The organism is Methanosphaerula subterraneus, assembly GCF_052055875.1.
Lineage (GTDB): Archaea > Halobacteriota > Methanomicrobia > Methanomicrobiales > Methanospirillaceae > Methanosphaerula > Methanosphaerula subterraneus.
In genome coordinates this window covers 1,417,708-1,443,322 of the sequence record NZ_CP170508.1, presented here as the reverse complement: position 1 = coordinate 1,443,322, position 25,615 = coordinate 1,417,708, and the positions used below count along the sequence as shown (strand labels likewise).

37 protein-coding genes are annotated in these 25,615 nt (G+C 59.0%); 32 read left to right on the top strand and 5 right to left on the bottom strand.

Annotation, left to right across the window (positions count from 1 at the left end; translation table 11 throughout):
- Positions 1-2: 2 nt before the first annotated feature.
- Positions 3-1,169, bottom strand: coding sequence for a tubulin/FtsZ family protein (locus tag ACFKSJ_RS06825; RefSeq protein WP_440949054.1), 1,167 nt, complete (start codon positions 1,167-1,169; stop codon positions 3-5).
- Positions 1,170-1,291: 122 nt separating this feature from the next.
- Here ACFKSJ_RS06825 and ACFKSJ_RS06820 point away from each other — a divergent pair, with 122 nt between their 5' ends.
- The 9 genes from ACFKSJ_RS06820 to ACFKSJ_RS06780 all read left to right on the top strand — a co-directional run bounded on the left by ACFKSJ_RS06820 (position 1,292) and on the right by ACFKSJ_RS06780 (position 8,174).
- Positions 1,292-2,530, top strand: a complete 1,239-nt coding sequence (locus tag ACFKSJ_RS06820; protein ID WP_440949053.1) for an NAD(P)/FAD-dependent oxidoreductase — start codon at positions 1,292-1,294, stop codon at positions 2,528-2,530.
- Positions 2,517-3,233, top strand: coding sequence for a glycosyltransferase (locus ACFKSJ_RS06815; RefSeq protein ID WP_440949052.1), 717 nt, complete (start codon positions 2,517-2,519; stop codon positions 3,231-3,233). The genes ACFKSJ_RS06820 and ACFKSJ_RS06815 overlap by 14 nt, the downstream gene beginning before the upstream one ends.
- Complete coding sequence (locus ACFKSJ_RS06810) at positions 3,217-4,194, top strand: lysylphosphatidylglycerol synthase transmembrane domain-containing protein (protein WP_440949051.1); 978 nt, start codon at positions 3,217-3,219, stop codon at positions 4,192-4,194. Before ACFKSJ_RS06815 ends, ACFKSJ_RS06810 begins: the two co-directional genes overlap by 17 nt.
- Positions 4,184-6,190: a DUF2298 domain-containing protein gene (locus ACFKSJ_RS06805; protein ID WP_440949050.1), complete on the top strand. Its 2,007-nt coding sequence runs from the start codon at positions 4,184-4,186 to the stop codon at positions 6,188-6,190. Before ACFKSJ_RS06810 ends, ACFKSJ_RS06805 begins: the two co-directional genes overlap by 11 nt.
- A 229-nt stretch (positions 6,191-6,419) precedes the next feature.
- A complete protein-coding gene (rpl7ae, locus tag ACFKSJ_RS06800; protein ID WP_012617215.1) occupies positions 6,420-6,788 on the top strand; it encodes a 50S ribosomal protein L7Ae in 369 nt (122 codons plus the stop codon).
- A 6-nt stretch (positions 6,789-6,794) separates the two neighbouring features.
- Positions 6,795-7,004 carry a 30S ribosomal protein S28e gene (locus ACFKSJ_RS06795; RefSeq protein ID WP_012617216.1) on the top strand — a complete coding sequence of 70 codons (210 nt, stop codon included), beginning with the start codon at positions 6,795-6,797 and terminating at the stop codon, positions 7,002-7,004.
- Between the two features lie 5 nt (positions 7,005-7,009).
- A complete protein-coding gene (locus ACFKSJ_RS06790; protein WP_440949049.1) occupies positions 7,010-7,201 on the top strand; it encodes a 50S ribosomal protein L24e in 192 nt (63 codons plus the stop codon).
- Positions 7,202-7,206: 5 nt separating this feature from the next.
- Positions 7,207-7,656: a nucleoside-diphosphate kinase gene (gene ndk / locus ACFKSJ_RS06785; protein ID WP_012617218.1), complete on the top strand. Its 450-nt coding sequence runs from the start codon at positions 7,207-7,209 to the stop codon at positions 7,654-7,656.
- Positions 7,657-7,718: 62 nt separating this feature from the next.
- A complete protein-coding gene (locus ACFKSJ_RS06780; protein WP_440949048.1) occupies positions 7,719-8,174 on the top strand; it encodes a DUF371 domain-containing protein in 456 nt (151 codons plus the stop codon).
- Here the strand turns inward: ACFKSJ_RS06780 and xseB are convergent.
- Positions 8,156-8,338, bottom strand: a complete 183-nt coding sequence (gene xseB / locus ACFKSJ_RS06775) for an exodeoxyribonuclease VII small subunit (RefSeq protein ID WP_440949047.1) — start codon at positions 8,336-8,338, stop codon at positions 8,156-8,158. The genes ACFKSJ_RS06780 and xseB overlap by 19 nt on opposite strands.
- Positions 8,322-9,581, bottom strand: a complete 1,260-nt coding sequence (gene xseA / locus ACFKSJ_RS06770) for an exodeoxyribonuclease VII large subunit (RefSeq protein WP_440949046.1) — start codon at positions 9,579-9,581, stop codon at positions 8,322-8,324. Before xseA ends, xseB begins: the two co-directional genes overlap by 17 nt.
- 37 nt (positions 9,582-9,618) lie before the next feature.
- Here xseA and ACFKSJ_RS06765 point away from each other — a divergent pair, with 37 nt between their 5' ends.
- The 23 genes from ACFKSJ_RS06765 (at position 9,619) to ACFKSJ_RS06655 (ending at position 24,097) form a co-directional block, all read left to right on the top strand.
- Complete coding sequence (locus tag ACFKSJ_RS06765; RefSeq protein ID WP_440949045.1) at positions 9,619-10,440, top strand: sugar phosphate isomerase/epimerase family protein; 822 nt, start codon at positions 9,619-9,621, stop codon at positions 10,438-10,440.
- Positions 10,441-10,540: 100 nt separating this feature from the next.
- The gene (locus tag ACFKSJ_RS06760; RefSeq protein WP_440949044.1) at positions 10,541-11,806 is read left to right on the top strand and encodes a hemolysin family protein; all 1,266 of its coding nucleotides are present in this window, start codon (positions 10,541-10,543) and stop codon (positions 11,804-11,806) included.
- 27 nt (positions 11,807-11,833) lie between these two features.
- A complete protein-coding gene (gene purN, locus ACFKSJ_RS06755) occupies positions 11,834-12,442 on the top strand; it encodes a phosphoribosylglycinamide formyltransferase (protein WP_440949043.1) in 609 nt (202 codons plus the stop codon).
- 70 nt (positions 12,443-12,512) lie between these two features.
- On the top strand, positions 12,513-12,833 hold the full coding sequence (locus ACFKSJ_RS06750; RefSeq protein WP_440949042.1) for a ribonuclease P protein component 4: 321 nt from the start codon (positions 12,513-12,515) through the stop codon (positions 12,831-12,833).
- Between the two features lie 7 nt (positions 12,834-12,840).
- Positions 12,841-13,083, top strand: coding sequence for a YhbY family RNA-binding protein (locus ACFKSJ_RS06745; RefSeq protein ID WP_440949041.1), 243 nt, complete (start codon positions 12,841-12,843; stop codon positions 13,081-13,083).
- Positions 13,084-13,217: 134 nt separating this feature from the next.
- Positions 13,218-13,655 carry a 30S ribosomal protein S19e gene (locus ACFKSJ_RS06740; protein WP_440949040.1) on the top strand — a complete coding sequence of 146 codons (438 nt, stop codon included), beginning with the start codon at positions 13,218-13,220 and terminating at the stop codon, positions 13,653-13,655.
- 24 nt (positions 13,656-13,679) lie between these two features.
- The gene (locus ACFKSJ_RS06735; RefSeq protein ID WP_440949039.1) at positions 13,680-14,009 is read left to right on the top strand and encodes a DNA-binding protein; all 330 of its coding nucleotides are present in this window, start codon (positions 13,680-13,682) and stop codon (positions 14,007-14,009) included.
- Positions 14,006-14,590, top strand: coding sequence for a DUF7411 family protein (locus tag ACFKSJ_RS06730; RefSeq protein ID WP_440949038.1), 585 nt, complete (start codon positions 14,006-14,008; stop codon positions 14,588-14,590). Before ACFKSJ_RS06735 ends, ACFKSJ_RS06730 begins: the two co-directional genes overlap by 4 nt.
- 18 nt (positions 14,591-14,608) lie before the next feature.
- Positions 14,609-14,761, top strand: coding sequence for a 50S ribosomal protein L39e (locus ACFKSJ_RS06725; RefSeq protein ID WP_012617230.1), 153 nt, complete (start codon positions 14,609-14,611; stop codon positions 14,759-14,761).
- 2 nt (positions 14,762-14,763) lie between these two features.
- On the top strand, positions 14,764-15,027 hold the full coding sequence (locus ACFKSJ_RS06720; protein WP_012617231.1) for a 50S ribosomal protein L31e: 264 nt from the start codon (positions 14,764-14,766) through the stop codon (positions 15,025-15,027).
- 1 nt (position 15,028) lies between these two features.
- Positions 15,029-15,694: a translation initiation factor IF-6 gene (locus ACFKSJ_RS06715; RefSeq protein ID WP_440949037.1), complete on the top strand. Its 666-nt coding sequence runs from the start codon at positions 15,029-15,031 to the stop codon at positions 15,692-15,694.
- Position 15,695: 1 nt separating this feature from the next.
- The gene (rpl18a, locus tag ACFKSJ_RS06710) at positions 15,696-15,887 is read left to right on the top strand and encodes a 50S ribosomal protein L18Ae (RefSeq protein ID WP_440949036.1); all 192 of its coding nucleotides are present in this window, start codon (positions 15,696-15,698) and stop codon (positions 15,885-15,887) included.
- On the top strand, positions 15,877-16,347 hold the full coding sequence (gene pfdA, locus ACFKSJ_RS06705; RefSeq protein ID WP_440949035.1) for a prefoldin subunit alpha: 471 nt from the start codon (positions 15,877-15,879) through the stop codon (positions 16,345-16,347). Before rpl18a ends, pfdA begins: the two co-directional genes overlap by 11 nt.
- A gap of 1 nt (position 16,348) precedes the next feature.
- Positions 16,349-17,563, top strand: a complete 1,215-nt coding sequence (gene ftsY, locus ACFKSJ_RS06700; RefSeq protein ID WP_440949034.1) for a signal recognition particle-docking protein FtsY — start codon at positions 16,349-16,351, stop codon at positions 17,561-17,563.
- Positions 17,563-18,885: a signal recognition particle protein Srp54 gene (locus tag ACFKSJ_RS06695; protein WP_440949033.1), complete on the top strand. Its 1,323-nt coding sequence runs from the start codon at positions 17,563-17,565 to the stop codon at positions 18,883-18,885. Before ftsY ends, ACFKSJ_RS06695 begins: the two co-directional genes overlap by 1 nt.
- Entirely contained in the window at positions 18,886-19,461 is a 576-nt protein-coding gene (trmY, locus tag ACFKSJ_RS06690) for a tRNA (pseudouridine(54)-N(1))-methyltransferase TrmY (RefSeq protein WP_440949032.1), read from the top strand.
- The gene (locus ACFKSJ_RS06685; protein ID WP_440949031.1) at positions 19,461-20,690 is read left to right on the top strand and encodes a tRNA pseudouridine(54/55) synthase Pus10; all 1,230 of its coding nucleotides are present in this window, start codon (positions 19,461-19,463) and stop codon (positions 20,688-20,690) included. The genes trmY and ACFKSJ_RS06685 overlap by 1 nt, the downstream gene beginning before the upstream one ends.
- A gap of 2 nt (positions 20,691-20,692) precedes the next feature.
- The gene (locus ACFKSJ_RS06680) at positions 20,693-20,983 is read left to right on the top strand and encodes a 50S ribosomal protein L21e (protein ID WP_012617239.1); all 291 of its coding nucleotides are present in this window, start codon (positions 20,693-20,695) and stop codon (positions 20,981-20,983) included.
- 27 nt (positions 20,984-21,010) lie between these two features.
- Complete coding sequence (locus ACFKSJ_RS06675) at positions 21,011-21,361, top strand: RNA polymerase Rpb4 family protein (RefSeq protein ID WP_012617240.1); 351 nt, start codon at positions 21,011-21,013, stop codon at positions 21,359-21,361.
- Positions 21,362-21,371: 10 nt separating this feature from the next.
- Positions 21,372-21,932 carry a DUF655 domain-containing protein gene (locus ACFKSJ_RS06670; protein WP_440949030.1) on the top strand — a complete coding sequence of 187 codons (561 nt, stop codon included), beginning with the start codon at positions 21,372-21,374 and terminating at the stop codon, positions 21,930-21,932.
- Complete coding sequence (gene rsmA / locus ACFKSJ_RS06665) at positions 21,929-22,717, top strand: 16S rRNA (adenine(1518)-N(6)/adenine(1519)-N(6))-dimethyltransferase RsmA (RefSeq protein ID WP_440949029.1); 789 nt, start codon at positions 21,929-21,931, stop codon at positions 22,715-22,717. Before ACFKSJ_RS06670 ends, rsmA begins: the two co-directional genes overlap by 4 nt.
- Positions 22,686-23,234, top strand: a complete 549-nt coding sequence (locus ACFKSJ_RS06660) for a HemK2/MTQ2 family protein methyltransferase (RefSeq protein WP_440949028.1) — start codon at positions 22,686-22,688, stop codon at positions 23,232-23,234. The genes rsmA and ACFKSJ_RS06660 overlap by 32 nt, the downstream gene beginning before the upstream one ends.
- Positions 23,192-24,097 (top strand): DNA-3-methyladenine glycosylase family protein, encoded by a 906-nt coding sequence (locus tag ACFKSJ_RS06655; protein WP_440949027.1) that lies wholly within the window; start codon positions 23,192-23,194, stop codon positions 24,095-24,097. Before ACFKSJ_RS06660 ends, ACFKSJ_RS06655 begins: the two co-directional genes overlap by 43 nt.
- On the opposite strand, the gene ACFKSJ_RS06650 is transcribed toward ACFKSJ_RS06655, so the two are convergent.
- Positions 24,061-24,816, bottom strand: coding sequence for an ABC transporter ATP-binding protein (locus ACFKSJ_RS06650; protein WP_440949026.1), 756 nt, complete (start codon positions 24,814-24,816; stop codon positions 24,061-24,063). The genes ACFKSJ_RS06655 and ACFKSJ_RS06650 overlap by 37 nt on opposite strands.
- Positions 24,813-25,613 (bottom strand): ABC transporter permease, encoded by an 801-nt coding sequence (locus tag ACFKSJ_RS06645; protein ID WP_440949025.1) that lies wholly within the window; start codon positions 25,611-25,613, stop codon positions 24,813-24,815. Before ACFKSJ_RS06645 ends, ACFKSJ_RS06650 begins: the two co-directional genes overlap by 4 nt.
- Positions 25,614-25,615 lie beyond the last annotated feature (2 nt).

Here is a 25,615-nt window from a genome sequence, read left to right as displayed (position 1 = left end):
CCTCATTCGAACAGAGGGTCAATCCCGTCCTCGAACATTGTCTTCCCATCGGTCCTGGTCCGGGCCAGTTCCACCTTCGTCTCTTTGGCCATTTCGAGGAGGGCACGGATCCTGGGTACCTCTCCGATCGTGGCGAGCACCACGACAGCAGCAACATAATTGCTATCGATCGGATAGTCCCCGCTCCGGATCTCCTCGCCTTCGATATTCTCCTCAACCCAGCTCCTCGCCTTTTCGACCCCTTTCCGGTCCATCTCCCCCGGAGGGCCGACCAGCAGGATCAGGGCACGCTGTGCGGTCTTGAAGTCGCAGGGCAGGGTCAGTCGTCCGAGCATTGCGCTCCGCACCAGTGAGATGATCTTTGCACTTCGATCATCCCCGAGCAGCACCTCTTCGGAGGTCTCCCGCTTCTTCAGTGAACCGATCAGGTTCCCAAACAGCCCCTTGCTCTGCTTTGCTCTGGTGCTGATCGCCTCGGTCTTGGCATACCCGACCGTAGTGATCCCGCCGCCGCGGAGGGTGTTGATGATCTCACTGGAGTCGACGACCATCTCGCCGACCCCGATCTTGCCGACCTCGCCGGCACGGAAGAGGACTCCGAACCTGCGGACGATCTCGTCGTTCACCCGGTCATAGGCCATCTTGATCGATTCCCCCTCCTTCCTCCAGGCCCCGTTGTCGAAGATGAAGGTGTTGTCCGCCTCATTGACGAGCGTCGTCAGTGAGCGGGCCGCATTATAGGAATACAGCCGTCCCTCCTCGATGGAGGGGAGGATCCCGAGGGCATAGACCGGTTCGTGGTACAGCCCTTTCAGGTGCCTGACCAGCACCGGGGATCCCCCGGAACCGGTGCCTCCGCCGAGGCCGGCGATGACCACGAATGCATCGATATCAGAGGTGCCCACCGATTCGATGGCCGTCACGATACTGTCGATCTCGTCCATTGTCAGCTTGGCGCCCATCGCGTTGTCTGTGCCGACACCATGCCCTTTCACGACGGTCTGCCCGATCAGGATCCTGTTCTTCATCGGGATGTTCTTCAGACCGATCAGGTCGGTCCGTGCGGTGTTCACAACGAGCCCGCGGAACAGGTTGCTCTTGTCCTGCTCCATGAACATGTCCACGACCTTGCCCCCGGCCTGACCAAACCCAATAAAGAAGACCCTCATCCAAAGACCTCGTCCACCGGCTCTATATCAGCGGTACTATTGTTATCCATCCGATATGTCATTTTATATGGCAAACTCAAAAACCTTCTTATCCTTTTTGCCATATAATGATGTAACAGATTATGAAGATCTGTATCATCGGCGGAGGATTGGCAGGTCTCACTGCGGCACTTGACCTCTCTGGGGATCATACCGTGGACCTCCTTGAGCGGCGCCCATTTCTTGGCGGTTGCCTCTCATCTCTTTCGCGTGAACACTATACCATAGAACACTACTACCATCACTGTTTTGAGGGGGACAGCCACCTCTTCTCGCTGATGGAGCAGCTCGGGATCAGCGATCGGCTCGAATGGCTGGAGGGGAGCACCGGGTATTATGTGGACGGGAGCATCCATCCCCTGACCACCCCCCGGGATATCATCGTCTACCCCTATCTGTCGCTGATCGACAAGGCCCGGCTGGCCCTGTTGACCCTCCGTGCGAAGCGGATGGACCGGGTCAAACTCGATGACGTCCCGGTGAAGAAATTTCTGCTCGAGCAGGTGGGGGAGAACGCCTACGCCTCGTTCTTTGAGCCGCTGCTCAAGTCCAAGTTCGGTGCGATGCGGGACCAGGTCTCTGCAGCCTGGCTGATCTCCCGGATTGCGATCCGGTCCAACCGGACCACCGGCGGGGAACGGCTCGGGTATCTGAAGGGCGGCTTCTCGACCCTGATCGATCGGCTGGAGCAGGTCCTCTCCGACCAGGGCGTCACCATTCAGACCGGGACGCCGGTCGAGAGCATGCAGCGATCAGGCTTTGAATGGATCGTGAACGGGACCCGGTATGACACGGTCATATCGACGATCCCGCCCCAGGAACTGGCACGATTGAGCGGGGTCGAGTTCCCTGCGATCCCGTACCAGGGAGCGGCCTGCATGATCCTCGCCCTTGACCGCGATGTGACCGATGGGATCTACTGGTTGAATATGAAGGACTCCGCACCCTACGGTGCGGTGGTCTCGCACACCAACTTTGCGCCCCTTGAACGGTATGGCGAACACCTGGTCTACCTGGCCTCGTACTTCAGCGGAACACTCCCCGACCAGCAGGGCCAGAGGATGAAGGAGGACTTCTGCACGCGTTTCAATGTCACGGACGAGATGATCCACTGGCAGCATCTAGAGGTAGACCCCTGGGCCGGGCCGGTCTATACCACCGGATATCGGCAGATGATCCCCAACTATGAACAGTACGGTCTCTACATGGCCGGCATGTTCAGCAGGCCCAATTATCCTGAACGGTCGATGGAGGGTTCGATCGCTGCCGGGAGACAGGTGGCGACCTGTGTCCGACGGAGGACGGCCCATGACCAGCATTGAGGTCAGCGCGGTGATTCCGGTCTACAACGACCTCCCCGCACTTAAAGTTGCGATCCCTGCATCGATCGAGGCTCTTTCACAGATCACCGATAGTTTTGAGATCCTGGTGGCAGAGGACGGCTCCACCGATGGAAGTGCAGAGTATGTCAGAGCGATCGAGCAGACCGATCCGCGGATTCACCTGCTCCATTCGGACCAGCGTCTTGGCCGCGGCAGGGCCCTGAACCGTGCGTTCACCGCAGCCAGGGGGACGATCGTCTGCTACTATGATGTCGACCTGGCCACCGACATGCAGCATCTCTCCGAGGTGATCGGTGCAATCCGCGAAGGTTTTGATATTGCGACCGGTTCGCGCCTTCTCCCGGAGAGCGACATCGTCAGAACCGGCGACCGCGAGATCGCGAGCCGGGGATACAACCTGCTGGTCAGGACGATCCTCGGCTCAAAACAGTATGATCACCAGTGCGGGTTCAAGGCCTTCAACAGGGCCCGCCTCCTGCCGTTGCTCGATAAGGTCGATGACATGCACTGGTTCTGGGATACTGAGGTGCTGGTCCGGGGGGCCCGGGCCGGGTATCGGATCCGGGAGATCCCGGTCCGGTGGCGGCAGGGGCCGGGGACCACCGTCAGAAGGAAGGACGTCGTAGACATGGGCAGTGCAATCCTGCGGCTGTGGTGGAGTCTTCATGTATCGAAAGCTTAGTGCGATCGTGATCCCGACGCTGCTGGCTGCAGGGATCCTCGGGTTCATGCTCTACAGTGTCAGGGCCGACCTCTCCGTCGCCATCGCCAACAGCGTCCCGGCCTATATCCTCGTCGCCGTGCTGGTCTGTGTAGCCGCATGGTGGCTCCGGGGGTTCCGGTACAGGTCGATCCTGCACGGCCTCTCTATACGGCCGACGCTCACCTTCGCGACGGCCAGTATCTTCATCAGCCAGACCGCGAACCTGGTGATCCCTGCTCGTCTCGGCGACATTGTCAGGGTCTTCATCCTGAAGCATGAATACAGCACCACCTACTCGCAGGGTCTCTCTTCACTGCTGGTTGAACGGATCTTTGATGTGGTGACCGTGGCCCTGCTCGGGCTTATCTCGGTCCTGTTCGTGCTGAATGTGCCTGAGTGGTTCTATGAGGTGATCGTGATCCCGCTGGTCGCCGGTGTGGTCTTCTTCGTTCTGCTCATCGTTGCCGGACGGTTTCAGACCAAGAACCGGTATGTCGGCATGGTGCTGACGATGCTCGACGAGGTCAGGCGTGTCTCGCTGAACCTGCGTTCACTTCTGGTGCTCGGCCTTTCATCGATTGTGATCTGGATCCTGGATGCGACGGTCTGTATGGCGGTGGTGCTGATGTTCGAGCAGCCGCTGGACCCGGTCATCGTGATCCTGGCCATCGTGATCGGCAACCTGATCAAGACGGTTCCGGTGACGCCCGGGGGGATGGGGATCTATGAAGCTGCGGTGGCCGGCGTCTTCGTTACGCTCGGGGGCATGCCCTTGGCCACCGCGACGCTGATCGCGGTGATCGACCATCTTATCAAGAACCTGATCACCGGTATCGGGGGAGCGATCTCGATCTATCTCTGCGGGGACTGGGTGATGCCGGTGATCTGGCGGATCTTCCAGAAGAAAGTTGTGGAGGGTGAATCGATTGGTGGGGATTGAAGCCCAGGTAGCCGCGGTGGTCATCTGGCTGGTGCTGATCAAACTGCTCCAGCTCTCGCTCTGGCCCCTGCTGCGGGAGGGGTGCGGCCGGTTTGCATACCCGGTCTCGTTCACCGGTTCTGTCCTCGCCTATACTCTCCTTTCCTGGTACTGCGGGCTGATTCATCTCCCGGTTTGGGTGGCCCTGCTGCCGTTCGGACTGTTGCTGATCTATCACCTGTTCAGGCGGGAGTACACCCGCGCCTCCCTCGCCGGGATGTGGCGATGGGACCTGGTCTTCCTCGGCTTCTTCCTCTTCATGCTTGAGGCCCGGTACACCAACCCCTCCATCTCGTACGCAGAGAAGTTCATGGATCATGGATTCATCGCTTCAGTGATGCGGAACCCGGTGGTCCCGCCGCTTGATCCCTGGTACGCCGGAGGAAACCAGAACGTCTACTACTACCTCGGGTACTGGCTGATCGGATCGCTTGGGGCCGTCACCGGGATCCCCTCTTCGGTCGTCTTCAACCTGGCCCTGCCGACGATCATGGGCCTGGCTGCCGTGAATCTGTATGCGATCGGGGACCTGCTCTTGAAGCGTCTCTCCTGGCTGCCGGTCGGCGTGCTGCTGCTCCCCAACCCCTCCGCATTTCTCCTCTCCTTTGCGGGGGCTGATCTCTCGAAGGTCGCCTGGGACAGCACCCGGGTGATCACAGATACGATCAACGAGTACCCGCTCTTCTCGTTCACCTGGGGGGACGTCCATGCGCATGTGCTCGGGATCTTCAATCAGGTCTTTCTGATCTTTCTGCTCCTCCTCTGTATCCGGACCTGGAAGGATCTGACCGTCCGGGGCAGGGGAGTTCTGATGCTGCTGGTCGCCGTCTCCCTCGGATCGATGCCAGGGATCAACTCCTGGGATGTGCTGATCTATGCGCCGATCACGCTTGGGGTCTGTCTGTACCTCGTCTGGCAGGAGCGGCAGCAGGGAGCGGTCGGGATTCTCCAGTACCTGCCGCTCGTGATGCCGGCGCTGGCCGTCGCTGCCTACCTGCCGTTCTATCTGCAGATGTCCAGTGCAGGGATCAAGGGGATCGGAATCGTCCAGATCCCCTCGGCCCCGGTTCAGTTCCTGCTGGTGCACGGCTTCTTCCTGCTGGTCTTCTATGCCTTCTCGGTGCGTGACCTGGTCAAGCGTCCCTACCTGCTTGCAGCGGCGATACCGTTCCTGCTGACCGGGTACTATGCCGCCGCGATCGCCGTGATCCCGCTCGTCTCCTTTGCGACCCGAAAGGTCCGGCATCACGAAGAACTGCTCGCGGTCTGCGGGCTGCTGGTCGCTCTCTTCTGTGAGATCCTGTATCTCAAGGACAATATGGGGGACCAGTACTTCCGGATGAATACGGTCTTCAAGTTCTATGTCGCGGCATGGCTGCTGATGGGCTCAGCGTCGGCGGTGATGATCGGGAGGGCCTTCGACGAGTCCCGGTTCTCTGCTCACCTCGCGTCCCTCGGGGACGCCCGGGTGAAGGGTGTGGCGGTGTTGCTTGTCATGGTACTGCTGGTCACCCCGTTTGCTGTCACCGGCAAACTGACGGCCCCTGACCGGACTCTGGACGGTCTCGCATACCTGGAGACCGCCCATCCCGGGGATGCGGCCGCAGTGGCCTTCCTTTCGCAGCAGAAAGGAAGCCCGGTGATCGTCGAGGCGCAGGGGTCGGACTACACATACGCTGCCCGGGTCTCCTCGTTCACCGGTCTCCCGGCGGTCGTTGGCTGGACCTTCCACGAATATATGTGGCGGGGAGACTATGGGCCGGTCTCAGAACGGATGGCCGATGTGAAGGCGATCTACCAGGAACCGATCAGGACGGTGGCGTTGATGAAGAAGTATAATGCCACCCTCCTCTATGTCGGAGAGACCGAACGGACCACCTATCAGGTCTCGCTTCCGACCACCGGGCTCAGACAGATCTACTCTGCTCAGGGTGTCCAGATCTATCAACTGGCCTGACCCATCTCCATCATTTTTTCATGTCCCTGATGGGGGGTCGGCGGACCGTACTCTCTGATCCGAACAGGGCGAGGATCTCCCGAATCAGAGGATAAATTCAGACAGATCCCCTGGTCCCTGACCTCCTGTTACAAACCTTTATGTGTGGCTAAAAGAGAAAGATATGGACACATCGTCGACTGACTGATGAGTGATGAAGGAGACTACGCAATCCTGAATGAGGTGAGTTATGTCAAAAGCATACGTAACATTTGATTCTCCAGAGGAGATCCAGAACAAGGCCCTTGAAGCCCTTGAAATTGCCCGTGATACCGGCAAGGTCAAGAAGGGGTCCAACGAAGCGACAAAAGCCATTGAACGATCCATTGCCCAGCTGGTCCTGATCGGCGCGGATGTGGAGCCAGAAGAGATTGTGATGCACCTGGCCCCGCTCTGTGACGAGAAGCACATCCCGTACATCTTCATTGGTAAGCAGAACGATATCGGAGCCGCTAGCGGCCTTACCGTTGCCTCCACTGCTGCAGCGATCGTGAAGCCCGGAAAGGCAAAGGAACTCGTCGACGAGATCACGGCCCAGCTCACTGAGTTAAGGGGGTAATGTCCGATGGCAGATGAAGGCACGCCAGCGGAGGTGATCGAGGTGATCGGATCCACAGGGATGCACGGAGAAGCCATGCAGGTCAAATGCCGTATCCTTGACGGTTCCAACAAGGGGCGGATCATCACCAGGAACACGGTCGGTCCAATCCGCGAAGGGGACATCCTGATGCTCCTCGAGACCGAACGCGAAGCAAAGAAACTCTCCAGGCGGTGAAGTAAATGGTTGATATGCATACCTGTACGTTCTGCGGCGAAGGGCTCGAGCCCGGTACCGGCAAGATGTTCGTCCGCAGGGATGGTTCTATCTTTTACTTCTGCAGCACCAAGTGCCAGAACAACTACAAGCTCGGAAGAGCGCCGCGCCGGGTCGCATGGACCAAGGCAGGCAGAAAGGCACTCGGTAAGGAGTGAATGAGATGGACCGGACCTTTGTGATGATCAAGCCCGATGGAGTCCAGCGTGGCTTAATCGGACAGATCGTCGCCCGGCTTGAAGACAAAGGGCTGAAGATGGTGGCCGCCCGGTTTGAGCGGCTCGCTGAAGCGACGGTGAATGAACACTACCGTGAGCACATCGAACGGTCGTTCTATCCCTCGCTCAAGCAGTACATCATGAGCGGTCCCTGCTTCCTGATGGTCTGGGAAGGAAAGAATGCGGCTGCAGTGGTCAGAACGCTGACCGGTGCAACCAACCCGTCCGAGGCCGCTCCTGGCACGATCAGGGGTGATTACGGTCTCGACATCGGGAGGAATGTGATCCACGCATCCGATGCTCCTGAGAGCGCCGCACGCGAGATCGCACTCCACTTCCCGGGCACCGGGCAGGTCACCTATACACGGATCGATGAACCGGTCCTGTATGAGTGAACCAGCACTTTTTTTTATCACGTCGTCTGCTTCTGTCAGCTGGCGCTCTCTTCTGAAGAGTTATGACCGTAACTGAGACGATCCACTGCCTGGGACATCAGTATGTCCTGGCCACGCACAAGACCACGTTCGAGGTGACCACCGAGCCCTCGCTGACCCTGCAGGGTGACTGCATCATCGGCGTCGGGGCTGATCGGGCCGGCCCTGATCTCTCACCTGCGTTTCGGGAAGCCCTGGCCGCGGAGGGGGCGGTGCTGATCACCACGCTGGCCTGTGACGGGATCTCCGTGATCGTCAGGTCCCGGGGCGGTCCTGGGCTGGACCTCTCCCACCCGACCGACCTGGTATGGCGGCGATCCCCGTTCACCTGCAGCCGGACGATCGGAGTCTATGCCGATCACGTGGCACGGACGCTGCCCAAAGATCTGATCGCCCGCCTTCAGGCTGGCGCCCCCCTCGAGGTGACACTGGCCGTCCTCTCTGCTGAGGAGGCCGCTGCTCAGTCCTGCCCGAGCTGACTGATCTTCATCTCGGCTTTTACGAGCATCTCCTCGCACTGTTTAACCAGCAGGGCCCCGCGTTCATACAGGGCGATGCTCTCGTCGAGGCTGGTCTCGTCGTCCTCGATCTTCTGCACGATGGTCTTCAGTTCCTTCAGCAGTTCCTCATATGTTTCTGTCATAACTGACCTCTTTTATCTTCGCGACTCCGGTCCCGTCCGCCAGCCTCAGCAGTACCTGGTCCCCCTTGCTGATCTGATGGGCCGAGGTGACCGGGCGGTTCTCCCGCTCCACCATGCAGTACCCACGGCTGAGCAGCCTGAGCGGGTTGCCGGCCTCCACCATCGCCCGCTGTTCCCGGATCTCGGACCGCCGTCTGACCATCCCGGTGGTGAGCGCCCGTTCGAGCCGTTCGGAGAGGGTGGCCAGGTCCTCTCTCCGCCGGTTCACGAGCCGTTCGAGCCGAGCCGGGTGGAGTCGGCCCGAGAGGGCGGTGACCTCTTCCGATCCCTTCTGCACTCTCCTGACGAGCTGATCGATCAGGTGCTGCCGGCAGGTCAGCAACTCGCTGATCAGTTCTCCCCGGTCCGGGACGATCAGTTCCGCTGCTGCAGAGGGGGTCGGGGCACGCAGGTCTGCAGCCAGGTCGCAGAGGGTTACGTCGACCTCGTGGCCGACCGCACTGACCACCGGGGTCGTACACTCAGCGACCGCCCGGACCACGTCGGGGTGATTGAATGGGAAAAGGTCCTCGAACGAACCCCCTCCCCGGGCGACGATGATCACGTCGGCCCTGGTGTCGACCCTCCTGATGGCCGCTGCGATCTCAAGATGGGCGGTCTCCCCCTGCACGACCGTTGGCGAGACGATCAGGGTCAGCGGGAACCGCCGGCTGATCACATTCCTGATGTCCTGCAGGACAGCGCCCGTCGACGAGGTGACCACGCCCACGGTTCGGGGAAACCGGGGAAGGGGCTGTTTTCTTTCGGCCGCGAAGAGCCCCTCGGCATCGAGTTCCCGTTTCCATCGTTCAACAAGGAGATGCTTCTCCCCCTCCCCGGTCCGTCGGACATCCTTGGCATAGAACTGGTACCGCCCCTGCGGGGGGTACAGCCCGACCGATCCGAAGATCTGGACGTCCATCCCGTTGGCCAGGGCGATCCCGATCCGTGCCGCGTCGCTCCGCCAGATCACGCACTGGATCGTCGAGACCTTTCCATATCTTTCCTCAGAGAGGGAGAAGTAATGGTGGCCTGAACTGTGGTGCGTGTAGTTGGTGATCTCCCCGCGGACCCAGATCCCCTGGAGTCGTTCATCGGCGAGGAGTGTCTCTATCAGCCCGGAGACGTCGGATACCCCGAGGGTCTGGGGAGGCTCCTGGGGTGCGATCTGGTCAAAGGTCAGCTGGCCCTGTCTTCCTGCCATTACGTTCAATAGGATGTACTCCGTATCACCTATATCTATGGTTCGCTGTGCCGTTGCGAGCATGTTCTTTCACGAGTCCACGCTTGCTGAACTCTTCGCCTCCGTCGCCGCTTCATCCCTCGATACCATGGAGTTCTGGCCGGAGACCCCCTCGTTCTGGCTCTACGGAATGCCGATGGACCAGCTGGCCCGGTGCCGTTCCCTGTACGCCTCGATGGACCCGATGACGGTGCACGTCCCGATCCTCGACCTGAACCCCTGCTCTATCAATCCGAAGGTGGCGGCTGCTTCTCGTGAGTACTCGGCGGCTGCGATCCGGTTTGCCGATACGATCGGTGCCGGGGTGGTGACGGTGCATCCCGGCCGCAGAACTGCCAAGCGGCCGCCCGGTCCTGACGAATTCACCCGGTTCGAGGCGCTGATCGACATGCTCCGGGAGGAGGCCGGCCGGGCACATGCACGGGTCGCGATCGAAAATATGGAACAGAAGGTGAATTTTATGCTCTGCACTCCCGCAGCCGTGCGTGCGTTGCTGGACCGGGAGCCCTGGCTGTACTTCACGCTTGATGTCTCGCATGCGATGGGCACCTCGGTGGACCTGGTGCTCGAGTACATCGAACTCTGCTCTGACCGGATGGTCAATGTCCACCTCTCCCGGAGTGAGGGCGGTGTGATGCATCTCCCTATGCAGGGTCATCCGGATGCCCAGCGGGTGCTCGAAGCACTGGCCGAGCAGGGGTACCGGGGGAACCTGACCCTGGAGATCGAGGATCTCCGATTCGACCGGACCTTCTCTCGGGAGGAGAAGGTCGCGTTGCTGGTGGAGGAGCAGCAGTTCATCGCCAGATTCTTCACCTGATCCCCACCATCAATTATATAAAAACCTGCTTTCAATATATTATCAGATACGATCTCATGAATACCCATTTCGTGGTTTGCCCTTTACGGCGTGAGCATTAATGCTTCAGCTAGATCTTTTTAACGTCTCGATTTTTGGACTCTGTATCCTTCTTTCAGCCTTTTTCTCCAGTTCTGAAGTTGCGCTGATCTCGATCACACGAGCCAAGGTCAGGACGCTGGTGAATGATGGGCGGTCTGGTGCAGACCAGCTCTTCAAACTCAAGCAGAACCCGGACCATGTCCAGATCACCATCCTGATAGGGAACACCATCGTCATCGTGGCCGCGGCTTCGATGGCCACCTCCATTGCACTTGAGATATTCGGAGATCTCGGACTCGGGATCGCAACCGGGGGGACGGTGTTGATACTGCTGCTCTTCGGTGAGATCGGGCCGAAACTCTTTGCGACCCGGTTCACCGAACCTCTGGCGCTCAGGGTGGCGTCACCGATCCTCCTCCTCTCAAAGGTCTTCGCGCCGGTCCTCTGGCTCTATGACCTGGTCAGCCGATTATTGACTCCAAAAGACGCCACTGCCGAGCCGACGGTGACAGAGGACGAGATCCGGGAGTGGATCGATGTCGGTAAGGAGGAGGGGACGATCGAGCAGGAGGAGCAGGAGATGCTCTACAATGTTCTGGAACTCGGAGATACGACCGCCCGCGAGGTGATGACCCCTCGCGTCGATGTCGCGATGATCGAGGACACCAGCACGCTTGAGAGTTCACTCACCATCTTCCATGAGACCGGTTTCTCAAGGCTTCCGGTCTACCATGAGAAGATCGACAACCTGACTGGGGTCCTCAACATCAAGGACGTCTACACGGTCTTCGTCAGCCACAAGAAGGATGTGAAGATCTCAGACCTGATGTACGACCCGTACTTTGTTCCTGAGACCAAGAAGATCGATGACCTGCTCAAGGAGTTGCAGCTCCGCAAGGTCCCGATGGCGATGGTGATGGATGAGTATGGCGGTTTCGTCGGGGTCGTGACGGTCGAGGACATCCTTGAGGAACTGGTCGGTGACATCCTCGACGAGTTCGATGACGAGGAGCCGGAACTGACCCGGGCCGGCGAGGGGATCTATGTGCTGGATGCGCGTATGTGGGTCGAGGACCTGAACGAACAACTGGCGATCACTCTGCCGACCTCTGACACCTACGAGACGATCGGGGGGCTGTTGATCGAGCAGCTCGGCCATATTCCGCACCCTGGCGAGACGGTCCGGATCGAAGAGTGCAATGCGACGCTGGTTGTGATGCAGATGCGTGGCAAGCGGATCGTCAAGGTGAAGATGATCCTCTCCCATGATCGGGAGAAGCGTTAATAGCCTCATCTGGCAGAAGTGTGGTGAATGAAGAAGATTGCAGTGCTCGCCTCAGGCCGTGGTTCAAACTTTTCGGCAGTGATCGAACGGATCCGGGATCGAACGATCCCTGCGGTCTGCGTGGCACTGATCACCGATAACCCGGACGCCCGGGCGATCGATCGGGCGACCGAGGCCGGCATTCCGTCTGTGGTGGTGGACTACCGGGCCTATCCTGACCGAAAGGCCTATGAGGTGGACCTCCTTGCTGCGATCCAGGCGACCGGTGCCGACCTGATCGTGCTCGCCGGGTATATGCGGATCCTGGGGGACCGGATCGTGAACGCCTGTGCCGGCCGGATGATCAACATCCATCCTGCGCTGTTGCCCAGTTTCTCAGGGCTTCATGCCCAGCGCCAGGCCCTCGAGTACGGGGTCCGGGTGGCCGGATGCACCGTCCACTTCGTCGACACCGGGATGGACAGCGGCCCCATTATTCTGCAGCAGTGCGTGCCGGTGCTGGAGGGTGATGATGAGGAGATGTTGACCGAGCGGATCCTCCGGGAGGAGCACCGGATCCTCCCTGAGGCGGTCAGGCTCTTCTGCGAGGATCGACTGACTATCAGCGGTCGGCGTGTCCTGGTCAAACAGGGATGAAGATCCCGCATTATATAATGGGCTGCGTACACTACTAAGTGAAGTGTGCCTGCAGGGGGCAGGGGCTGGTATGACCGTCAAGTCACAGAACAGACAGACCAAGAAACTCGCAGGGGAGCGCATTGCGATCCTCTTTGAGCAGGCAAAGGTCTTCGCCGGGATCAACCCGGCCTTAAGTGACCGGTGCGTGGTACGGGCCAGGGCCATTGCAATGCGGCAGCGGATGCGGATGGAACGGGTACATCGGAGACAGTACTGTCACCATTGTTATGCGTACTTTCTGCATGGCGTGAATGTTCGGGTCCGTGTCCACCGGGGACATGTGATCGTCACCTGTCTCAACTGCGGGCGCCAGACACGGTATCAGGTGGTGAGGACAGATAATAGATAATACGAGTATGCAGGACCTCAAGCCGACCATCTGGGTCGGCAAGCGGGGAATGACCGATACGATGATCGAAGAGATCGTCAGGCAGCTCAAGGACCGCAAGGTGATCAAGATCAAATGGCTCCGGTCCACGGACGTGATGCCGGAAGAGATCGCCCTCCGCGCAGGTGCCGAACTGGTGCAGGTTCGGGGGCATACGATGGTCCTTGCAGAAGGACGGTCCGGTCGCGCCGGTCGGGACCAGAGCAGGTGAATAAGGTCGCTTTGTCCTGCTATCCTACTAAAAAGAGCGGATTTTTGACGAATCCACTGCTCGAAATATATAAAACCTTTATGGACATATACCTAAAGACTGTTATTACATTTGATGGACAGTGAGGAAGTTCAATGACAACGGTATACGATGTACCGGCAGATAAACTGATCAGAAAGGTGGCAGAGGAGCTGAAGCAGCGCCCTGAGATCGCACCACCCGCATGGGCAGAGTTTGCCAAGACTGGGGTCCACAAGGAGATGCCCCCCGAGGATCCGGACTGGTGGTTTATACGCGCAGCAGCAGTGCTCAGGCGCATATATATCGACGGCCCGGTAGGTGTAGAGAGAATGCGCAGCTTTTACGGCGGCAAGAAGAACCGTGGATCCAGACCCAATCAGTTCAGAAAGGGTAGTGGAGCGGTGATCAGAACACTCGTTCAGCAGCTCGAGGCCGCAGGACTTATCGTCCGCGACAAGGCAGGCCGGAAGGTCTCGCCGGCAGGGATGTCATTCCTTGACGGAACAGCCTATGGTCTGGTCAGCAGTGCAGCCGAAGGTACATCTGAATAGAGCCAATAATTTTACAGGTGCATGATGGAGGATGACGAACTCGCTGAACTCCGGCGCAGACGGATGGCTCAACTCCAGGGTCAGCAGATGGATCAGCAGCAGATGGAGGAGGAGAAGCAGCGTGCCAAGTCTGCGATGCAGATGGCACTGATGCAGATTCTCGAACCGGAAGCACGGGAGCGTTTGAACACCATCAGACTGACCAAGCCGGAGTTTGCAGCAGGTGTTGAGCAGCAGCTGGTGATGCTCGCCCAGAGTGGGCGAATCAAGCAGAAGATCTCTGATGCACAGCTGAAGGATCTGCTCAGGCAATTGATCCCGGCAAAGAAGGATTTCAATATCGTACGGAAATGAAGGCAGCGGTTCTCTTCAGCGGTGGAAAGGACAGCGCACTTGCAGCATTGATGCTCGCGCGGGACTATCAGGTGGAGCTGAACACGTTTGTGTTCGATCAGCACCACCCTCTTCCTGCAGTCGAGGCTGCTGCAGAGGCGCTCTCCCTTCCGCTGATCAGAAGAACATTTGGGATTGCACTCCGGGATCGGCTCGTTGCCATGATCCGCCAGTGCGGGTATCCCAATGATGCCATCAACCTGGTCCACCGTTATGCAATCAATGCCCTTGCAGAGGAGTATGCTGTGGTCGGGGATGGAACGCGCCTGAATGACCGTGTACCGATGCTGACGTTCGGTGAAGTGCAGCGCATCGAGGCAAAATACGGTTGCTCGTATGTCCGGCCGTTGCTCGGCTTCGGCAGGACAGAGGTGAACCGCCTCGTCGATCGCCTGCTGATCGTGCAGTATGGAGAGAGCAGCACCCTGCAGAACGGGGACTACGAACATGAACTGCGGGACGCGTTTATTATGCAGGGGGCTGACCCGTCGGCCTTCTTCCCGCAGCGTCATGAGCAGTCGCTGGTCTGTGGTATGAAGTGAAGAATTGTGGTGTAAATTATGAGTAAACTGACCAAAGGAAGAAAAATTCGGCTGTCAAAGGCCACTGCGCAGAACAGGCGGGTCCCCTCCTGGGTGATGATCAAGACCAAACGGGCTGTGGTCTCTCATCCTAAGAGGCGGAGCTGGAGACGGAGCTCACTGAAGGTGTAATTATGGTAGAAAAAATGAATGAGCAGATCTATATCATTCCCCTGCGTGACGTCAAGCGTTCGCCACGGTGGAAACGAAGCAACACTGCGATGAAGGATATCCGGGCGTTTCTTGCCAAGCATATGAAGAGCGAGGACGTCAAGCTCGATGCCAGCATCAATGAGAAGGTCTGGGAGCGCGGGAGTGAGAAGCCACCGCGTAAGATCCGGGTTCGGGCCATGAAGTTCGACGACGGACAGGTCCAGGCTGAACTCGCACAGGAGTAACATGATACGGACGCTCGCATACGAAGGCGACCCACATATCGGTATCTTTACGCGAGTTCTTGAGGATATTGCGGTGGTCCCTGCCGAGGCCTCTGCTGACTACTGCGCAGCGCTCAAGGAGGCGCTCGGCGTGACACTGGTGAAGACCCATATTCAGGGGAGTTCTATCATCGGTTCACTGGTCAGCGGAAACAGCCGGGGGGCCATCGTCAGTGGGCTTGCATACCCTGATGAGATCAGGGCGATCGAGGAGTACCGTGAGGTGATGCTCCTCGAAGGATCGATGAATGCGGCAGGCAATGTGATCCTTGCCAATGATCATATGGCGGCCGTTCACCCGGATATGGATAATGCCACCATGGAGCAGGTCCGATCGGTGCTGGGCGTGCCGGTGATCAGGCTGACGCTGAGTGGGATCAAGACGGTCGGAATGGCCGGGTATGCGACGAACCGTGGAATTCTTGTCCATGCACGGAGTGCTGGCAGGGAACTGGCAGCTCTTGAGTCGGCCACCGATCTTCCGGTTGGGACCGGGACGATCAATATGGGGAGCGGCCTTGTCGGTACAGGGCTGCTCGCAAACAGCACGGGCTATCTCGCAGGCATCGAGACGAGCGGTTTCGAAATGGGCCGTATCGCAGATGTATTTGGATTTGTTGAGGGATAATATGGCAGAACAGAAGTTTGAAGTGAAAGGGACATTCAAGATAGGCGACGACTGGAAGCCCTATACCAAGGTCGTCGGCGCACCGAACAGCAGGCAGGCAGAAGAGCGTGTTTACGCCACGATCGGCAGCGAGCACCGCCTCAAGAGAATGTATATTACTATCAACGGCATTACTCCTGTAGATGGTGAATAAGGTGGAGAACGTCGACCCACGGGAAGTGCAGATGCTTCAGCACTACCTGAACGAGTACGGACAGCAGATCGAAATTTTTTCACAGCAGTTCCGTATGATCGAGCAGGGCCGGCTCGAGTCTCTGGCAGCGATCGATACGCTGGGTGCGATCACCGCTGCCGATGCAGGCGATGGTACCGTGCTGTTGCAGATCGGGGGCGGGGCGAGTGTCCGTGCCCATGTGGTCGAACCGGAACGGGTGCTGGTGAGCATCGGCGCCGAGGTCACGGTCGAACGGACCAATGCTGATGCGGTCGAGTTCTTAAAGGACCGGATCACCGAGATGGAGGCCTCCGGAAAGAAGGTCGCCGAGACGATCGAGAAGGTCCGGTCTCAGATGGATGAGATCAGCCGCCGCCTCGATCAGGTGTACAGGGCCGCTCAGCAGCAGGCACCACAGGGCCAGTCAGGTACGCTCTAATATGTTTGAGGGGCTCAAGAGCAGGCTGCAGAAGGTTCAGGAGAAACTGGGCAGCAGCATCAAGGCTGTGGTCACCTCGACACCGGAAGAAGAGGAGATCCAGCAACCGCTGATCGGGGAAACATCTCCAGTTCAGGTGGAGCCGGATGTGTCGGAACCGCCGACAGAACCCGAGGTGGAAGAGATTCCTCCAGAGGTCGTTGAACCGGTGCTGGAACCAAAAGGTCTTCCAGAACCGGTCGTCACACCTGCTCCTCGTCCAGATAGTTCTCCCAAAGTGAAGGAGCCAAAGGAAGAACCTCCCGCTCCGGAGAAGAAGGAGAAGGTCGGCTTTTTTAAGAAGATGAAGGTCTTTGTCAAGGAGCGCGAGCTGATCCTTGCAGAGTCCGATGTAAAAGACGTCCTCGACGAGCTCGAGATCGTGCTGCTTGAGAACGATGTCGCACTGCCGGTGACCGAGGAGATCCTCAGGCATATTCGGCACGATTTGATCGGCTCGCACCGGAAGATCGGGACATCGCCTGACACGATCGTGATGGAGACTCTGAAGAGTGCGCTGCTCGATGTGCTCGGTGAGGGGTTCGATCTCCCTGCATACATCCGGTCGCATGACCGGCCGGTGAAGATCCTCTTCACGGGTGTGAACGGCACCGGGAAGACAACGACGGTGGCCAAGGTCGGTGCGTTCCTGTTGAAGAACGGCTTTTCGGTGGTGATCGGTGCAGGGGATACCTTCCGCGCCGGTGCTATCGAACAGATCGATATCCATGCCGAGCGGCTTGGCATCAAGGTGATTCAGCATCAGCAGGGCGGGGATCCGTCGGCCGTCCTCTTTGATACGGTTCAGTATGCAGTCTCCCACCAGATCGACGTGGTTCTCGCAGATACTGCGGGACGGTTCCACAACCGTGCCAACCTGATGAACCAGCTGGCCAAGGTCCGGCGGGTGATGAAGCCCGACCTGGTTGTATACGTCGACGAGGCGGTGGCAGGAAACGATGCCGTCATCAGGGCCGAGGAGTTTGAGAAGACCGTTGGCGCTGACGCAGTCGTGCTGACCAAGGCCGATATGGACCCCAAGGGTGGAGCGGCGATCTCGATCGCCCATACGATCGGAAAACCGCTGATGTTCCTCGGGGTCGGGCAGGGGTATGATGACCTGATACCCTTCACCCCGGCCGCGGTGGTCGACGACCTGCTCGGGGGTGAGTCCTGATGCTCGACCGTCTCGGATCGTCGCTGAAGGACGCCCTGAAGAAACTGGCTGGAAAGACAGTTGTCGACCGGGCAGCGGTCGAAGAACTGGTCAAGGACCTGCAACGGGCGCTGATCCAGTCTGATGTGAATGTCAAACTGGTGATGAACCTCTCACAGGCGATCAAGACGCGGTCGCTTGAAGAGGAGCCCCTGAAAGGGATGGGGGTCCGCGAGCATGTACTCCGGATCGTCTACCAGGAACTGGTGGGGCTGATGGGGCCCGAGGTCGAGGTGACCCTCGGGCAACAGACGATCCTGATGGCCGGGTTGCAGGGGTCCGGGAAGACCACCACCACGGCGAAGCTGGCCCGCTACTTCCAGCGCAAAGGGCTCCGGGTTGCGGTGATCTGCGGGGATACGTTCCGTCCGGGGGCTTACCAGCAGATCAGTACCCTCTGCCAGAAGATCAATGTTCCCTGTTATGGGGATCCGAACGAGACCGATGCGGTCAAGATCGTGACCAAAGGTCTCAAATCGGTCGGTCAGGCCGAGGTGCTGATCATCGATACCCAGGGGCGGCATGCGCTTGAGGAGGGGCTGATCCAGGAGATCATCGACCTGAATATCCTCTCAAAGGCGACGCACCGCTGGCTGGTGATCGATGCCGCACTCGGCCAGCAGGCCAGTGAACAGGCACGGCGGTTCCACCAGGCGATCGATATCGATGGCGTGATCATCACCAAGATGGATGGCACGGCCAAGGGTGGCGGCGCTCTCTCGGCGGTCGCCGAGACGAAGAGCGGTATCGTCTTCATCGGTTCAGGGGAGACGATCGAGGATCTCGAACGGTTCGACCCTGACGGGTTCATCTCCAGGCTGCTCGGGATGGGGGACTTAAAGGCCCTGGTCGAGCGGGCCGAGGAGGCGATCTCCACCGAGGAGGTCGATGTGAACTCGATGCTCCGGGGCAAGTTCACGCTGCGGGACATGTACAAGCAGCTCGAGGCCGTCAACAAGATGGGGCCGCTGAAGCAGATCATGAGCATGCTCCCGCTCGGGAATGTGGAGATCCCCAACGATGTCTATGAGGTGACCGGGACCAAGATGGTCCGGTACCGGATCATCATGGACTCGATGACCCAGGAGGAACTGGATGATCCCGCGGTCATCAGTTCGTCACGGATGCATCGGATCGCGGTCGGTGCCGGCGCGTCCATCGACGAGGTGCGCGAGCTCCTCCGCTATCACAAGACGATGCAGCGTGCCCTGAAAGGGATGCGTGGTGCCGGCGGCAAGTTCAATATGCAACGTATGATGAAGCGTTTCAGTGGGAAACAGTGAATGACCTCTTTTGTGATCATAGGCCACCGGGCCACGACAAGCGGAGACTTCAGTCTGAACGATATGCCCGGGGCAGCCGGGCGTATGGATATCCTCTGCAGATGTGTGAACACCACGTTCTTTCTCTCGCATGACCTGCGCAGGGACACCGTCTGTTACCTGATCCTCTCCGGAGGGCCGGACCCCGAGAAGACGGTTCGGTTCACCGGTGAGACGGTCAGGTACCTGAACCCGGACGAACGGTCTGCCGGGTCCCTGATCAAGAAGGCTCTGGCCCACTCCTGCACCGACCGGTTCACCGAGTCGACCCGGGGGGTCGAGGTGCGGTGGGGCGGGCTTGCACGCCTGCTCGAGGAGGTCCCCTGTGCGGTCCTGGACGAGCATGGCGAGGACATCCGGACCGCACCCGCACTCCCGTCCGGATTTCTGCTCAGTGACCATCAGAACTTCACCGATGAGGAGCTGCACCTGATCAGCACACTTCCCCGGTACTCGGTCGGGCCGAAGTGTCTGCATGCAGATCACACCATAACGGTGGTGCTCAATGAACTTGATCGACGCGAGGCAAACCAGTAATGATTGAACAGGTGAAAGCGATCCTTGGATATGGCGAGATCTGTGACCACTGCCTTGGACGGTTCTATGGAAAACTGTCCTTTGGGTTGACCAACGTTGAACGGGGGCATGCACTCCGGGTGGCGGTCGCGCTCGACGCCAATGAACCGTACCACCCGGCCGCAGGAACCTGCTGGGTCTGCAACAACCTCCTCGACCAGGTCGAAACCTGGGCGGAGAGGGTCACTGCAGCCCTGGAAGGGCTTGAATACTCGACCTTCCTGATCGGAACCCGGGTTCCTCCAATGCTGACCGAGAGCGAGGAGATGGTCTGGTCAGACCAGAGTCTCCGCTCACCCGAGCCGCTCAAGTCCGAGATGAACCGGGAGGTCGGCAAGGCGGTCTCTGTAAGAACCGGCCGGGTGGTCGACTTCAAGCACCCCGATGTGGTCGTAATCCTTGATATCACCGGTGATCGTGTCGAGGTGCAGGTGAACCCGGTCTTCATCTATGGCCGGTACCAGAAGTTTGAGCGGGGGATCCCGCAGACCCACTGGGACTGCCGGGCCTGTCATGGCAGGGGCTGTGAGACCTGTAACTTCACCGGCAAGCAGTATGCCGATTCGGTTGAGGAACTGATCGGCAGGCCGGTCATGGACGCGCTGAAGGCCACTGGTGCCGTTCTGCATGGTGCAGGGAGGGAGGATATCGATGCCCGGATGATCGGGACCGGCAGGCCGTTCATCCTGGAACTGGATACGCCTCAAATCAGGTCTGCTGACCTCAAAGAACTTGAACTGGCCGTCAACACCGCCGCAGCGGGCAGGGTTGCGGTGGAGTTCGATCGCTGGGCGCTGCGGACTGAAGTGGAAACCCTTAAGTCAAACAAAGCGCATAAAAAATACAGGATCCTGATAGAGGTCGAAGGCGATCTGTCAGAAGACGAGCTGAATCTGGCTCTGAATCGCCTGCAGGGGGTCACAATACATCAGCGCACACCCCGCCGGGTTGCCCATAGACGGGCAGACAAGATCAGGGAGCGTGATGTCCTTGAGATCCGGTGTCTTGGTATCGAAGAAGGCAGGTATTCGATCGAGGTTCTCGGTGAAGCCGGCCTTTATATCAAGGAACTGATCTCAGGGGATGATGGCAGGACACGCCCCAGTCTTACGGAGATCCTTGGAAGACCTGCTCAGGTGACCAGCCTTGATGTAGTGCTGGTCGAAGAAATGGCAAATGGAGGAGAGTAATCATGGCACATCATAACGGCCCACGAAAGAAGACACGCTATAAATTCAAGAAGGATCTCCGCAAGCGCGGTATCGTCCCAGTGACGTCCCTGATCCAGCACTTCGAGATTGGACAGAGTGTACACATCGTCTGTGAGCCAAGCATCCAGAAGGGGATGCCACACCGCCGGTTCCATGGAAAGACCGGAAAGGTGATCGGTCAGCGCGGAAGGGCCTGGATGCTCACGATCTTCGATGGCAACATGGAAAAGATCGTGATTGCAAGACCGCAACATCTAAAAGCTCAAAAATAAAAGTCTCCCATCATTCAGGTGTTTGGCATGAAGGTAAAAGGCATCATCAGCGAAGAGAAGGTTACGCTTCCAGAAGTCAGGGATACCCTTGGTCGAGTGGAAGCGCAGCGTCTCGGGGCAGAACAGGAAATGTCATATGAGCTTCGCAGAAGCATCGAACATGCCAATCATCTCGCAAAGACCAGTCCGGAACAGTCACGGGCGCTGGTAGAATCCCTGCTGGCGCTTGAGAAGATGAAGCCTGATATTGCGTATCGTATCGCCAATATCATGCCAAAGTCGCGTGACGAACTCCGGGCTATCTATGCAAAGGAACGCTATACCCTGACCGGCGAAGAACTGGACGAGATCATTGACCTGGTAATGACCCACTTCTGAGGTGAGTCCAATGAAGGTCGATAAGAAGGAGATTAACGCAGTAGTGCTGGACGTCCTCCTCAAAGGAAGTCCAGATGATCACCGGTCTGGGTTCAAGCGTGAGCCATTGGTGATGGCCGTCGGCACCGAGCAGTTCAAACTGCTCGAACTGGTGCCCAAGAAGGTGGAGATCAACATCCATGAGAGGGTCTACATCGGTGACGGCGAGCGAGCGAAGATCGAACGGGTCAAACGCCGTATCTTTTATCAGGATCTGTCTCAGGTAGCAAAGCTTGAGCTCCCGTTCGTCGTCGAGAAACTGGTGCTTGAGAACGAGCAGACCTATATCCAGTTCTTTAACAAGTCCGTTCCGATCAGTTCGAAGTTGCATATGCTTCATCTGCTTCCCGGCATCGGCAAGAAACTGATGTGGGAGATCCTGGATGCCCGCGGGAAGAAACCGTTTGAAAGTTTTGCTGATATCTCGCAGCGGATCAAGGGAGTTCCTCATCCGGAGACGATGATCAAGAACCGGATCCTTGAGGAGATCGAGGACCCTGATGTGAAATACCATATCTTCACGTCGAAATGAAGGCACCACGAGATCAGCATTTCCTGATCGATCAGAGAGCAATCGACCGGATCATCGAGTACGCTGGCGTGGATGGCAGGTCTGTCCTTGAGGTTGGTCCGGGACAGGGCGTGTTAACCCGGGCACTGCTCGATGCAGGGGCCACGGTCAGTGCGATCGAGGTGGACCGGAAGTTGCTCGCCTACCTCGCCAAACGTTTTGCTGATGAGATCAGTTCTGGAGCACTCACCCTGATCGAAGGGAATGCGGCCAGGTGCCCGTTCCCCCCTTTTGAGGTGATGGTGGCGAACCTTCCCTATTCGATCTCATCGCCGATCACCTTCCGTCTGCTCGATACCACCTTCTCTTCTGCGGTGCTGATGTACCAGCGGGAGTTTGCAGCACGAATGGCTGCCCCGGTGGGCACCTCCGACTGCGGGCGACTCTCGGTGATGGTGCAGACCTATGCCCTGGTCGAGGAGTGTTTCACCCTTCCTCCGGCCAGTTTCAACCCTCCTCCTGCAGTAGACTCGACGGTGGTCAGGATCAGGCCCTACGGTCCAATCTTTCCGATCATCGATCGGTCTGTCTATGCCGCCGTGGTCAGGATCCTCTTCTCTCAACGGAGGAAGACGATCAGAAACGGCCTGAAGGGCGGGATCGGGATCTATGGAAAAGCAGTGATCACTGCGGTTATCGGGGCTCTCCCTGAGGAGATCCTGCAGGCCAGGCCGCAGACCCTGTACCTTGAAGACTATGCAACGATTGCAAACCTTGTTTCAGAAAGATCAGGTCTATCAGCCTGAGGCGGATACGCTCCTTCTCTGCAGGGCGGCCTGGAGCAGTGCCACGCCCGACGATCGGATCCTCGAGATCGGAACCGGCAGCGGGTACATAGCAGCTGCACTGAAGGACCGCTTTTTTGTCGTCGGAGTGGACATCAATCCGCACGCGGTGATGGCGGCGAAAGCCTGTGGTGTCGAAGTGGTCAGGTCTGACCTCTGTGCTGCGGTCAGGGGCCCATTCGACCTGGTCCTCTTCAACCCTCCGTACCTGCCGACCCGGCCGGAGGAACGGATCGATGACTGGCTGGAGTACGCCCTTGATGGCGGCCTGACCGGCAGGGACGTGATCGCACGGTTTGCTGATGAGATCGGCCGGGTGCTCGCACCGGGGGGACGGATCCTGCTGTTGATCTCATCACTGACCGGTTACGATGAGGTCGCCGGCCTCTTCACCAGCGCCGGGTACCGGGTCACCCAGGCCGCTGAGGAAGAGGTGTGCGACGAACTCCTCTCTGTGCTCTGCATCAGGAGAGCCTGAGCGGCATGGTGCACACGCTGGTCCTTTCTCCTGATAAGGTCTTCTCCCTCTCGCTGACGCTCGGATGCGGGCAGGCCTTCCGGTGGGAGCAGGACAGAGCCGGCTGGTGGGAGGGGGTCGTCGGGGACGAACTGATCCGGGTCCGGCAGGAGGGGCAGGTGCTGACCTACACCGGGACCAGTGATGAGCGCCTGATAGAATACTTCGCCCTTGATTTTGACCTCTCCGCCGTGCTGGACTCGATCGACCGCGACCCGTTCATCCATGCCGCGATCGAGGAGTGTGCCGGCCTTCGTATCCTCCGGCAGCTCCCCTGGGAATGCCTTCTCTCCTATATCTGTGCGACCAACACCAACATCCCGATGGTGAAGAAGCGGGTCCGTCTCCTTGCCGAGACACTGGGGGAGCGGATCCCCGGCACCGACCAGTTCACCTTCCCCACACAGCGGGTCTTCTCCGGCATCTGCACCGGACCGCTCGACCAATGCAGACTCGGGTACCGGAAGGACTATCTCGCCTCGACTGCGTGCCGGCTCGCTGCAGTGGACGGATGGGAAGAACAGACCCGTGCCCTTTCCTATGAAGGGGCACGGCGAGAACTGATCGGACTCCCTGGCATCGGACCCAAGGCGGCAGACTGTGTCCTCCTCTTTGGCTTCTCCCGGTACGAGGCGTTTCCGGTGGATGTCTGGATCCGGCGGATCATGCAGCAGTACTATCCCGATACCGCAGCAGAGGGGCCGTTCACCCCAAAAGAGTACGAGCGGATCCGGCGATTTGCCCGGGGGTACTTCGGCAGGTATGCCGGGTACGCCCAGGAGTACCTTTACGGTGCTCGGATGGGGGCGGCTGCCGTCCCCTGATTGCATCCACAGAAGAAACTCTTAAGGAACCTGTTTTTTTCGGTGCTGATCATCTCCTCCGGCGTCCCGCAGTGAGTGATCGTTCCCTGCTCGATCAGACAGATCCGGTCCCCGAGAGAGAGGGCGTCCTCCAGAGTATGGCTGACGATCACCGCCGGGGTGCCTGCCTTTTTGATGCACTCCCGCAGTTCGTTCCTCATCGTTGCCCTGGTCTGCGGATCGAGAGCGGCGAGGGGCTCGTCCAGCAGCAGCAGTTCGGGTTCGGTCACCAGGACGCGTGCCAGGGCGGTCCGCTGCTGCTGACCGCCGGAGAGAGTGGGAATTCGCTGATCGGCGTACCGTGTCAGCCCGACCATGGCCAGTTTTTTCTCCACAGCATCGGCGACCTGGTCCTCTGGGATCTTCCTGGCCCGCAGCCCGAACTCCACATTCTCCCTGACCGAGAGGTGCGGGAAGAGGGCGTAGTGCTGGAAGACGAACCCTATCCTCCGCTCCTCCGGCGGAAGATCGGTCTGGCCGCTGCTGCAGAAGAGTTCTCTGTTCATCAGGGTGATGCGCCCCTGATCGGGGGTGAGCAACCCGGCTATCAGGTTCAGGACGGTCGTCTTGCCCGCCCCGTTCTCCCCTATCAGGACCAGGATTTCATCGCTTCTGACCTTCAGATCGACCGAGAGGTCGAAGAAGCGGAGCTGTTTCTGCACGGTTATCTCAAGTGTCATGCTCGTTCTCCTCTGGTAAGTGTCCGCACCGCCATGATCACGCCCCCTGATAGGATCACCAGCAGGACCGCCATCGCCAGGGCCCCGTCGAGGTCGGCTTGCATCATGCTGTAGATCGCCAGGGGCATCGTCTGGGTGGTGCCCGGCAGGTTCCCTGCAAACATGATCGTCGCTCCGAACTCGCCGAGTGCCCTGGCCCAGGTCATCACCGCCCCGGAGAGGAGCCCCCGGCCGGCCATCGGAACGGTGATGTGCAGGAATGTGTACAGGGGGGTCGCCCCGAGTGTACGGGCGGCCTGTTCAAAAGCCGGGTCGAGGGAGGCGAAACTGGTCCGGGCCTGCCTGATGTACAGGGGTGATGCGACAAAGATCTGGGCGATCACCACCGCTGCGGTGGAGAAGGCGATGTCGACCCCTGCCATGTGAAGGTACTCCCCGATCACACCCCGTCTTCCAAACGCCATCAGCAGGGCGAGGCCGGCCACGGCCGGCGGAAGGACAAGGGGAAGATCGATCACCGTATCGATCATGGAGGCCGCCCTGGAACGGTTCCATGCAGTCCCATAGGCGAGCGGAGTTCCGATCACGACTGCGCAAACCGTCGCCAGGGTGGCGGTGGCCAGGGTCAGCAGCAGAGCGTCCCTGACCGGTCCGATCGAAAATGAGAGGGTCAGCAGCCCTGGTGCCGCCCGCAGCAGCAGGGAGGCGAGCGGGAGGATGATCAGCAGCAGCATCGCCGTGGTCAGCACCGCCGCCCCTGCGACCAGGAGCCTGGTCTGCCCTGTCATCCGTCTCATGA

Bases quoted from the DNA above. Each gene is read 5' to 3' on its own strand.
- ACFKSJ_RS06725 (WP_012617230.1), top strand. From the start codon at position 14,609: ATGAGTAAACTGACCAAAGGAAGAAAAATTCGGCTGTCAAAGGCCACT.
- ACFKSJ_RS06645 (WP_440949025.1), bottom strand. From the start codon at position 25,613: ATGAGACGGATGACAGGGCAGACCAGGCTCCTGGTCGCAGGGGCGGCG.
- ftsY (WP_440949034.1), top strand. From the start codon at position 16,349: ATGTTTGAGGGGCTCAAGAGCAGGCTGCAGAAGGTTCAGGAGAAACTG.
- ACFKSJ_RS06750 (WP_440949042.1), top strand. From the start codon at position 12,513: ATGACCGTCAAGTCACAGAACAGACAGACCAAGAAACTCGCAGGGGAG.
- ACFKSJ_RS06810 (WP_440949051.1), top strand. From the start codon at position 3,217: ATGTATCGAAAGCTTAGTGCGATCGTGATCCCGACGCTGCTGGCTGCA.
- ACFKSJ_RS06765 (WP_440949045.1), top strand. From the start codon at position 9,619: ATGGTTCGCTGTGCCGTTGCGAGCATGTTCTTTCACGAGTCCACGCTT.
- ACFKSJ_RS06720 (WP_012617231.1), top strand. From the start codon at position 14,764: ATGGTAGAAAAAATGAATGAGCAGATCTATATCATTCCCCTGCGTGAC.
- ACFKSJ_RS06740 (WP_440949040.1), top strand. From the start codon at position 13,218: ATGACAACGGTATACGATGTACCGGCAGATAAACTGATCAGAAAGGTG.
- ACFKSJ_RS06780 (WP_440949048.1), top strand. From the start codon at position 7,719: ATGACCGTAACTGAGACGATCCACTGCCTGGGACATCAGTATGTCCTG.
- rsmA (WP_440949029.1), top strand. From the start codon at position 21,929: ATGAAGGCACCACGAGATCAGCATTTCCTGATCGATCAGAGAGCAATC.
- ACFKSJ_RS06695 (WP_440949033.1), top strand. From the start codon at position 17,563: ATGCTCGACCGTCTCGGATCGTCGCTGAAGGACGCCCTGAAGAAACTG.
- ACFKSJ_RS06650 (WP_440949026.1), bottom strand. From the start codon at position 24,816: ATGACACTTGAGATAACCGTGCAGAAACAGCTCCGCTTCTTCGACCTC.
- pfdA (WP_440949035.1), top strand. From the start codon at position 15,877: ATGGTGAATAAGGTGGAGAACGTCGACCCACGGGAAGTGCAGATGCTT.
- ACFKSJ_RS06735 (WP_440949039.1), top strand. From the start codon at position 13,680: ATGGAGGATGACGAACTCGCTGAACTCCGGCGCAGACGGATGGCTCAA.
- ACFKSJ_RS06815 (WP_440949052.1), top strand. From the start codon at position 2,517: ATGACCAGCATTGAGGTCAGCGCGGTGATTCCGGTCTACAACGACCTC.
- ACFKSJ_RS06820 (WP_440949053.1), top strand. From the start codon at position 1,292: ATGAAGATCTGTATCATCGGCGGAGGATTGGCAGGTCTCACTGCGGCA.
- rpl18a (WP_440949036.1), top strand. From the start codon at position 15,696: ATGGCAGAACAGAAGTTTGAAGTGAAAGGGACATTCAAGATAGGCGAC.
- trmY (WP_440949032.1), top strand. From the start codon at position 18,886: ATGACCTCTTTTGTGATCATAGGCCACCGGGCCACGACAAGCGGAGAC.
- ACFKSJ_RS06730 (WP_440949038.1), top strand. From the start codon at position 14,006: ATGAAGGCAGCGGTTCTCTTCAGCGGTGGAAAGGACAGCGCACTTGCA.
- purN (WP_440949043.1), top strand. From the start codon at position 11,834: ATGAAGAAGATTGCAGTGCTCGCCTCAGGCCGTGGTTCAAACTTTTCG.
- ACFKSJ_RS06680 (WP_012617239.1), top strand. From the start codon at position 20,693: ATGGCACATCATAACGGCCCACGAAAGAAGACACGCTATAAATTCAAG.
- ACFKSJ_RS06795 (WP_012617216.1), top strand. From the start codon at position 6,795: ATGGCAGATGAAGGCACGCCAGCGGAGGTGATCGAGGTGATCGGATCC.
- ACFKSJ_RS06715 (WP_440949037.1), top strand. From the start codon at position 15,029: ATGATACGGACGCTCGCATACGAAGGCGACCCACATATCGGTATCTTT.
- xseA (WP_440949046.1), bottom strand. From the start codon at position 9,581: ATGGCAGGAAGACAGGGCCAGCTGACCTTTGACCAGATCGCACCCCAG.
- rpl7ae (WP_012617215.1), top strand. From the start codon at position 6,420: ATGTCAAAAGCATACGTAACATTTGATTCTCCAGAGGAGATCCAGAAC.
- ndk (WP_012617218.1), top strand. From the start codon at position 7,207: ATGGACCGGACCTTTGTGATGATCAAGCCCGATGGAGTCCAGCGTGGC.
- ACFKSJ_RS06685 (WP_440949031.1), top strand. From the start codon at position 19,461: ATGATTGAACAGGTGAAAGCGATCCTTGGATATGGCGAGATCTGTGAC.
- ACFKSJ_RS06670 (WP_440949030.1), top strand. From the start codon at position 21,372: ATGAAGGTCGATAAGAAGGAGATTAACGCAGTAGTGCTGGACGTCCTC.
- ACFKSJ_RS06790 (WP_440949049.1), top strand. From the start codon at position 7,010: ATGGTTGATATGCATACCTGTACGTTCTGCGGCGAAGGGCTCGAGCCC.
- ACFKSJ_RS06760 (WP_440949044.1), top strand. From the start codon at position 10,541: ATGCTTCAGCTAGATCTTTTTAACGTCTCGATTTTTGGACTCTGTATC.
- ACFKSJ_RS06745 (WP_440949041.1), top strand. From the start codon at position 12,841: ATGCAGGACCTCAAGCCGACCATCTGGGTCGGCAAGCGGGGAATGACC.
- xseB (WP_440949047.1), bottom strand. From the start codon at position 8,338: ATGACAGAAACATATGAGGAACTGCTGAAGGAACTGAAGACCATCGTG.
- ACFKSJ_RS06825 (WP_440949054.1), bottom strand. From the start codon at position 1,169: ATGAGGGTCTTCTTTATTGGGTTTGGTCAGGCCGGGGGCAAGGTCGTG.
- ACFKSJ_RS06675 (WP_012617240.1), top strand. From the start codon at position 21,011: ATGAAGGTAAAAGGCATCATCAGCGAAGAGAAGGTTACGCTTCCAGAA.